Source organism: Actinosynnema sp. NPDC049800 (assembly GCF_040656635.1).
Lineage (GTDB): Bacteria > Actinomycetota > Actinomycetes > Mycobacteriales > Pseudonocardiaceae > Actinosynnema.
This window is the reverse complement of record NZ_JBFAMT010000045.1, coordinates 69,989-76,830: the sequence shown is the minus strand read 5'-3', so window position 1 is coordinate 76,830 and position 6,842 is coordinate 69,989. Positions and strand designations below refer to the sequence as shown.

The window sequence follows — 6,842 nt, the reverse complement described above, 5'->3', positions numbered from 1 at the left end:
ATCGCCGACTCCGCGATGGAAATACCGGTCGCCCACCCGTTGTCACCGGTACCCGCGTTGAAGAACGAACCCGACTCCGCCGGCGGCGCCTCGACTAAGGGGTTCTCGCCCGCCATCAGTCACCGGCCTTGAAGCTGTCCCGGATCGCCTCTTCCATCTCCCGGTACTGGTTGACGGTGTCCTTGACCGCCTTGCCGGCGGCGTCCATCGCCTCCACGGCACCCTGGAGGGCGTCCAGCCCGTACTGCTCGACGGGGTCGAGCATCATCCGGAACGGCTGGCAGATGATGCCGTAGGCGTCGGTCGGCATGCTCACGGTCTTCGCCGCGTCCACCGCGCCCTGCAGCCGCGCGCCCAGGTCGTCCAGCTGCTTGCTGTGCGCCTCGAGCGTTTCCGCGACGATCTCGAAACCGGCCATGTGATCCCCCTGGAAGGCTGGTCAGGAAAGGAAGGACTGTCCGCCGAAGTCGTCGTCCTCGTCCGGACGGCGCGCGGGCCTGCGCGCGGGCGGCGGGGTGGGCGGTGGCGTGGCCGGCGGTCCGGGACGCGTGGCGGGCGGCGGGGGCGTGTCGTCGTCCTCGATCCCGAAGCGCATCTCACGGCCCACCGGCGGCGGCACGGGCTCTTCGTGCGGCGGGGTGGGGAAGTTGCGCTTGGCCTCGTTGAACAGCACGTTGGCCGTCTCGTCCTGCGTGCCGATGGTCTCGGCCATGGCCTGCTGGAGCAGTTCCGGGATGCGCGCCTGCGCGCGTTGCAACGTCCTCATCACCTCGGCCGACACCTCGGCCATCCGCTTGTCCCGCGCGGACTCGGCGATCTCCAGGTGGGTCAGGATGCCGTTCGAGCCGATGGTGAGCTTGACCGAGCCGTCGCGCGAGGCCTCGGAGATGGTCATGCCCTGCACGCGGGCGGCCATCTCCTGGTAGCGCTCGGCCTTCTGCTCGATGCTCTGCTGCCACTGGCTGAGCATCCGCTCGGACGCGCCGATGTCCTCGGGCACGACGGCTCTCCCCCTCGAAGATGACGTGCGGTTGGTCCACTCAGGATGACGCAATGGTGAACGGCCCGGTTCCGCCCCCGGGTCAAATGCTCCGAACGGAGCAGGGGGCGCAACCGGGCCGTGCCGGCACTAGTTCACGCCGAGCAGGTCCACCACGAAGATCAGCGTCTCGCCGGGCTTGATCACGCCGCCCGCGCCGCGGTCGCCGTAGCCCAGGTGCGCCGGGATGACCAGCTTGCGCCGGCCGCCGACCTTCATGCCCGCGACACCGCGGTCCCAGCCGGCGATGACGCGACCCCCGCCCAGCGGGAAGCTGAACGCCTCGCCGCGGTCCCAGGAGGCGTCGAACTGCTCGCCGGTCGAGTGCGACACACCGACGTAGTGCACGTGCACGAGCTGACCGGGGGCCGCCTCGGGCCCGTCGCCGACGGTGATGTCCTCGATCACCAGGTCGGCGGGCGGGGCGCCCTCGTACGGCTCGACCTCGGGCTTGCTCGGGGCCATTTGACTCTCCTGTGGTCGCTCCGCCCCCGGACGCGAGGGCGTTGGGCAATCGGTCCTGCCCTACTCAATCATGTCGCCCCGGGTGCGGCCGATCGGCCTACGCCCGGACCGTGACCGCCGCCGCGCAACCTTTTGCCCCGTCCGTCCCGTCCTGGGTGCATGAGGCGACGGTCCTGGGGTACGCGTGCGGCGCTGTTCGGCGGCGCGGCACTGGTGGTGGGGGTGAGCGCGGCCTCCGCCGTGCCCACCGAGGCGGAGGACTGGCGGATCGTGCCGCCGATCGAAGCCGTGCCGGTGGAGCTGGTGGCGTTCGACACGTGCGACACCGCGCTGGCCGAGCTGCGCGAGGCGATCTCGCCGCACGTCGGCGCGCACGGGGTGGGCGGCCGCACGTTCCTGGCCAAGACCGACGGCGACGTCGCGATGGAGAGCCAGGCGGACTCCCGTGCGGGCAGCCCGCCCCGTGACGCCGCCGCCGTGCCCGAGCACTCCAAGACGAACGCGCACGAGGCGGGCGTCGACGAGCCGGACCTGGTCAAGACCGACGGCAAGCGGGTCGTGACGGTGGCCGACGGCAAGCTGCGGGTGCTGGACGTGGCCACCCGGCAGCTCACCGGCACGCTCGACGTGCCGGGCGGCCACGCCTCCCAACTGCTGCTGCACGAGGACCGCGCGTTCCTCATCGGCGCCGGGCACGGCATCGCGGGCCGCGGGATCGAGTTCGACGGCCCGACGGAGGTGTACGCCGAGGACTCGTCGGTGACGTTGGTCGACCTGTCCGCCGCGCCGCGCGTGCTGGGCACGCTCACCGTGGACGGCCGGTACGTCGACGCGCGCCAGGTCGGCGGCGTGGTGCGGGTGGTCGTGCACTCGGGGCCGCGGCTGCCCTGGGTGTACCCGACGAACGACCGCAGCGAGGCGGAGTCCCTGATCGCGAACCGGGAACTCGTCGCCACCGCGCCGATCGAGTCGTGGCTGCCGCGCTACGAGCTGTCCGACGCGGACGGCTCGCGCTCGGAGGGCACGCTGGTCGCGTGCGACCGGGTCAGCCACCCCGAGCAGCACTCGGCCACGTCGATGCTGTCCGTGCTGACGTTCGACTTCCCGGGCGAGCTGGGCAACGGCGACGCGGTGACGATCATGGCCGACGGCGACACCGTGTACGGCACGGGCACGTCGCTGTACGTGGCCGACGACCACCACCTGCGGCCGATGACGCGCTTCGCGCCGACCACGCCCGCGACCACGGCGATCCACCAGTTCGACGTGTCGCAGCCGGGCCCGCCGAAGCACGTCGCGTCCGGGCGGGTCGCGGGCACGCTGCTCAACCAGTACTCGCTGTCCGAGCACCAGGGTCACCTCCGGGTGGCGACGACCTCCGGTGACGCGCCGGGCATCCCCGAGCAGGCGCCCGCCACGCAGAGCGCGGTCACCGTGCTCAAGCGGGACGGCGCGACGCTCGTGGAGGTCGGCAAGGTCGACGGGCTCGGCGTCGGCGAGCGGATCTACAGCGTCCGGTTCGCCGGGCCGGTCGGGTACGTGGTGACGTTCCGGCAGGTCGACCCGCTCTACACGCTGGACCTGTCCGACCCGGCGGCGCCGCGCAAGGTTGGCGAGCTGAAGATCACCGGCTACTCGGCGTACCTGCACCCCGCCGGTGACGGGAAGCTGATCGGCGTCGGCCAGGAGGCCACGGCGCAGGGCCGCGTCACCGGCACGCAGGTGTCGCTGTTCGACGTGTCGAACCCGGCCGCGCCGGCCAAGCTCGCGGGCCACCACCTGCCCGGCGCGAGCTCGGAGGTCGAGTTCGACCCGCACGCGTTCCTGTACTGGCCGGCCCGCGACCTGGTGGTGCTGCCGGTGTTCGGGTCGGGCGCGAGCGGGTCGGCGGCGGGCGGCCTGCTGGTGCTGCGGCTCGGTGACGGCGCGTTCTCCGCGCTGGGCACGGTCCGGCACGAGCAGTCGACCTACGACCCGGGCATCCGCCGGGCGCTGGTGATCGGCGACGACCTGTGGACGGTGTCCGCCGTGGGCGTGGGCGTGGACCGGATCGACGGGTTGGCGCGGCAGGCGTGGGTGCCGTTCACCTGATCTGGTCGTGGAGCAGGCGGTGCGCGAGGACCGTGCCGCCTGCCATCGCCGCCGGCAGCACCACCAGCGCCGCCAACGGGATCAGGCACAGCAGGTAGGTCGGCACGGCGAAGCCGAGCGTGACGGCGCGCCGCTTGCGCAGCGTCCGCCGGCGCACGTCGAGCTTGAGGCCGCGCCGGGTGAACGGGATGCCGGTCAGCTCGATCGCCAGCAGCGACGCGTTGACGAGCACCGCGACCACCGGCACCACCGTCTGCCCGACGACCGGGATGAACCCGGCGGCGAACAGCGGGATGGCCAGCAGGATCGCGATGCCGACGAGCACGATCGCGTCCCGCACGCCGACCGCCGCCGACCGCAGCCAGGTCACCTGCTCCGCCTCGGGCACGCCGCCGAGGTGCGTGTCCTCGACGGTCTCCGCGATGTGCTCGTAGAACGGTCCGCCGATGATCAGCGTGATCGCGGTGAACAGCAGCAGTCCGATCGCGACGAACGCGCCGATGATCGAGAACCCGGCGGCGAACCGGGTGGCCGCGCGCAGGCCCTCGTTCCAGTCGTCGGCGAACGGCGTGACCCAGGCGGCGATGTCGTCGATCCACACCGCGAGCCCGACCAGGCCGCCGACCAGCAGCACGGTCGTGATCAACGCCGGGACGGCGCCGATGAGCAGCAGTTTCGGCGAGCGGAACACCAGCGAGAAGCCCTGGCCGAGCAGTCCGACACCGGTCGAGAAGTCCCGCAGCACCCTGATCACCGGCGGAGCATATCCACCGTGGGGCCCGTGAAGTCGAAAAACGGTGGTCGCGCCGTTCTGGGAGCGGTGCCAGACTGAGGGTCTCTGGGGAGAGGACGTTTCGTCATGGCACTGGATCACACCGAGCCCATCCTGCTCGTGCGCAAGCGCGCGGACCTCGTCGGCGAGTGGGAGCGGAGCTGCCACCTGGCGCCGCTGCCCGACGACGGCACGCGGTCGACCCTGCTGACCCTCTGCGGGGAACAGCTCGACCTGGACATGGCCGAGCTGCTGCCGGAACCGGAGGGAATGCCCTGCGTGGCGTGCCTGCTCACGGCGCCGCCACCGCACCGCTGAACCGTCGTCGTCAGCCGACGTGGCGGGAGAGGGCGTGGAGGTCCTTGCGGAGGTTGGCGCGCACGAACCGCGCCACGAGCGGGCCGACCAGCCGGTAGTGCCGGCCCGCGTCACCGCGGACGCGGATGGACGCCATCGTCGCGCCCGCGTGGGCGGTGTCGAACCGGTAGGTGACGTGCATCGGGAACGGCCCGGCGACCGACTTCATCTCCAGCAGCGTCGGCGGCTCGTGCGCCACCACCCGCAGCACGTAGTCGATGCGCCTGCCGAGGAAGTGCGCGGTGCGCGTGACCTCCGCGCCGACGCCGAACCCGCCGCCGGGCGCGGGCGCGCTCAGCTCGGCGCGCTTGATGCCGCGCGTCCACTCGTGGTCGTGCCGCCAGTCCATCGCGTACCGCGCCACGACCTCGGGCGGCTGGTTGATCAATCGGCGCGCGGACACGTCCACGCGCCGATTGTCCATCCGGGACGGCCCCCGCACCCGGCGAGGGCCGTGCTCTCCTAGCGACGGCGGCGGAAGCTCAACGCCCGCGCGCCGGCGCCGACGCCAGCCAGGTGCAACGCCACGCACAGCAGGCCCGCCACGAGCAGCGTGCCGCCGTCCAGGACCGAGCCGAGCGAGGCGTTCGCGAGGTCCAGCAGGAGGGCGAGGCCGAAGATGACCGCGGCGATGATCGCTAACACGGGAAACCTCCCTGGTGAGGTGGGTGACCACCAGTTACCCCGCGGCGGGGTCCGCCAAGCGCGCGTTCGGCCGCACTTCGCGGTCCGGACAGGTCAACGGCACGGCGGCAGCCGAGCGTGATCAGTTCGTCACGAATCCTTGGCCAGCCGCGGCACGCCGTCGCCCGACGCCGCCCAGGCGACCAGGCCCGCCACGTCCACCCCGTGCGGCGGGTCGTCGCGGTAGGGGGTGATGTTGCGCGCGCCGCGGCTCAGCAGCGCCGAAGCGCCCGACGCGTTGCCGCGCGCGGCGTGGGTCATGCCCACGGCCAGTTGCGCCAAGCCGCGCCACAGCTCCCGCTCGGGCTCGGGCGCGGCCTTCCACGCGTCCTCCAGCACTTCGTGCGCGTGGAACGGCCGGCCGAGGTCGAGCAGGCGCTGTGCTTCGACGAGCGACTCCTCGGGCGTGCGCGGCACGCCTTCGGGCTGGCGCTCGACGCCCGGCAGCCCGTAGGGCAGCGGGCGGCCGAGCCCGTCGCGCGGGCGCGCGTTGCGGGCCCGGCCCTGCTCGTCGCGGTCGCGTGGGCTGGTCGGCACGTGGTGATCGTGTCACGAACCCCGTCACCGCGAAACGGCGCGGTTCAGCTCTTGAGCGGCCCGGAGAACCGCAGGTGGTTGCCCGACGGGTCGCGGAACGCGCAGTCGCGCACCCCGTACGCCTGGTCCATCGGCTCCTGCATGACCTCCGCGCCCGCCGCCCGGAGCCGCTCGAACGTGGCGTCGCAGTCGTCGACGCGGAAGATCGCCGCGCCCAGGGAGCCCTTGGCCATCAGCTCCATCATCGCGGCCGCGTCGTCCGCCGGTCGGCCCATGCGCGGGTCCTCCAGGACGATCTCCACGTCGGGCTGGCCGGCCGGGCCGACCGACAGCCAGCGGAACTGCTCGATCGGCGCGTCGGTGCGCACTTCGAGGCCGATCACGTCGCGGTAGAAGGCGAGCGCCTCTTGCTGGTCGCGGACCTGCAGGAACGTGTGCGAGATCTTCATGCTCATGCGGGGAACCTATCCGCGCTGGTCAGACTCGTGCTTCTCGAGATCTGCTCGGGCGGGTGACCATTTTGGACCAGCACGCGGGCACCGCGGCGACCTCGTCGTGGCGGCGTGCCCGGTAGGCGCTGGGCGTCTCGCCGACCAGCTCGGTGAACCGCGAGCTGAACGAGCCGAGCGACGTGCAGCCGACCTCCATGCACACGTCGGTGACGCTGAGGTCGCCCCGGCGCAGCAAGGCCTTCGCGCGTTCGACGCGCCTGGTCATCAGGTAGTTGTACGGCGTCTCGCCGTAGGCCAGCTTGAACTGCCGGGCGAAGTGGGACGGCGACATCAGCGCGGCGCGCGCCAGGGCCGGCACGTCCAGCGGACGGGCGTACTCGCGGTCCATCAGGTCCCGTGCCCTGCGCAGGTGGGCCAGTTCTTCCGGTCGCACGGTGACAGCCTC

11 protein-coding genes are annotated in these 6,842 nt (G+C 72.3%); 2 read left to right on the top strand and 9 right to left on the bottom strand.

From position 1 onward, the window contains the following. Positions 1 to 115: 115 nt before the first annotated feature. From AB0I91_RS33980 to AB0I91_RS33970, 3 genes are all read right to left on the bottom strand, one after another. The gene (locus AB0I91_RS33980; RefSeq protein ID WP_498782402.1) at positions 116 to 418 is read right to left on the bottom strand and encodes a type VII secretion target; all 303 of its coding nucleotides are present in this window, start codon (positions 416 to 418) and stop codon (positions 116 to 118) included. A 21-nt stretch (positions 419 to 439) separates the two neighbouring features. Then, positions 440 to 1,000, bottom strand: coding sequence for a YbaB/EbfC family nucleoid-associated protein (locus tag AB0I91_RS33975; RefSeq protein ID WP_498782404.1), 561 nt, complete (start codon positions 998 to 1,000; stop codon positions 440 to 442). A 129-nt stretch (positions 1,001 to 1,129) separates the two neighbouring features. Beyond that, positions 1,130 to 1,504 (bottom strand): FKBP-type peptidyl-prolyl cis-trans isomerase, encoded by a 375-nt coding sequence (locus AB0I91_RS33970; RefSeq protein ID WP_230572641.1) that lies wholly within the window; start codon positions 1,502 to 1,504, stop codon positions 1,130 to 1,132. Positions 1,505 to 1,663: 159 nt separating this feature from the next. Between AB0I91_RS33970 and AB0I91_RS33965 the strand changes: the two genes are divergently transcribed. Continuing rightward, positions 1,664 to 3,595, top strand: coding sequence for a beta-propeller domain-containing protein (locus AB0I91_RS33965; RefSeq protein ID WP_499614403.1), 1,932 nt, complete (start codon positions 1,664 to 1,666; stop codon positions 3,593 to 3,595). Here AB0I91_RS33965 and AB0I91_RS33960 read toward each other — a convergent pair. Then, complete coding sequence (locus tag AB0I91_RS33960) at positions 3,588 to 4,340, bottom strand: EI24 domain-containing protein (protein ID WP_499640604.1); 753 nt, start codon at positions 4,338 to 4,340, stop codon at positions 3,588 to 3,590. The genes AB0I91_RS33965 and AB0I91_RS33960 overlap by 8 nt on opposite strands. 114 nt (positions 4,341 to 4,454) lie before the next feature. On the opposite strand from AB0I91_RS33960, the gene AB0I91_RS33955 reads away from it, so the two are divergent. Then, positions 4,455 to 4,685: a hypothetical protein gene (locus tag AB0I91_RS33955; RefSeq protein WP_499640601.1), complete on the top strand. Its 231-nt coding sequence runs from the start codon at positions 4,455 to 4,457 to the stop codon at positions 4,683 to 4,685. A 10-nt stretch (positions 4,686 to 4,695) separates the two neighbouring features. Here AB0I91_RS33955 and AB0I91_RS33950 read toward each other — a convergent pair whose 3' ends face one another. The 5 genes from AB0I91_RS33950 to AB0I91_RS33930 all read right to left on the bottom strand — a co-directional run bounded on the left by AB0I91_RS33950 (position 4,696) and on the right by AB0I91_RS33930 (position 6,830). Next, positions 4,696 to 5,133 (bottom strand): SRPBCC family protein, encoded by a 438-nt coding sequence (locus AB0I91_RS33950; protein ID WP_498782410.1) that lies wholly within the window; start codon positions 5,131 to 5,133, stop codon positions 4,696 to 4,698. A gap of 53 nt (positions 5,134 to 5,186) precedes the next feature. After that, entirely contained in the window at positions 5,187 to 5,369 is a 183-nt protein-coding gene (locus tag AB0I91_RS33945; RefSeq protein WP_053722518.1) for a hypothetical protein, read from the bottom strand. A gap of 129 nt (positions 5,370 to 5,498) precedes the next feature. After that, the gene (locus tag AB0I91_RS33940; protein ID WP_498782413.1) at positions 5,499 to 5,945 is read right to left on the bottom strand and encodes a DUF309 domain-containing protein; all 447 of its coding nucleotides are present in this window, start codon (positions 5,943 to 5,945) and stop codon (positions 5,499 to 5,501) included. A gap of 44 nt (positions 5,946 to 5,989) precedes the next feature. Continuing rightward, entirely contained in the window at positions 5,990 to 6,400 is a 411-nt protein-coding gene (locus tag AB0I91_RS33935; RefSeq protein WP_499640598.1) for a VOC family protein, read from the bottom strand. Between the two features lie 22 nt (positions 6,401 to 6,422). Then, complete coding sequence (locus AB0I91_RS33930; protein ID WP_499640596.1) at positions 6,423 to 6,830, bottom strand: helix-turn-helix transcriptional regulator; 408 nt, start codon at positions 6,828 to 6,830, stop codon at positions 6,423 to 6,425. Between the last annotated feature and the right edge of the window lie 12 nt (positions 6,831 to 6,842).